Annotated in this window: 1 protein-coding gene; it reads left to right on the forward strand. The window is 69.0% G+C overall.

Translation table 11 applies throughout. The features are described 5' to 3' along the window. Positions 1–316: NAD(P)(+) transhydrogenase (Re/Si-specific) subunit beta (locus TSH64_RS22195; protein ID WP_146208133.1), on the forward strand; the 316-nt coding region annotated here is incomplete at both ends.

Below are 316 nucleotides of genomic sequence, written 5' to 3' on the forward strand. Positions count from 1 at the left end.
TTGGATGATCGTGCTCGGCATCGCCATCGGCGGCGCCATCGGCTACGTCGTCGCCAAGAAGATCGAGATGACGGCGCTGCCGCAGCTGGTCGCCGCCTTCCACTCGCTGGTCGGTCTGGCCGCCGTCTTCGTGGCGCTCGCCGCCTTCTACTCGCCGGAGGCCTACGGCATCGGCGTCCGCGGCGCCATCGCCAAGGGCTCGCTGATCGAGATGGCGCTGGGCACCGCGGTGGGTGCCATCACCTTCACCGGCTCCATCGTCGCCTTCGCCAAGCTGCAGGGGCTGGTCACCGGCAAGCCGCTGGTCTTCCCGATG

The sequence above is a fragment of the Azospirillum sp. TSH64 genome (genome assembly GCF_003116035.1).
In the GTDB taxonomy this organism is placed as follows: Bacteria; Pseudomonadota; Alphaproteobacteria; order Azospirillales; family Azospirillaceae; genus Azospirillum.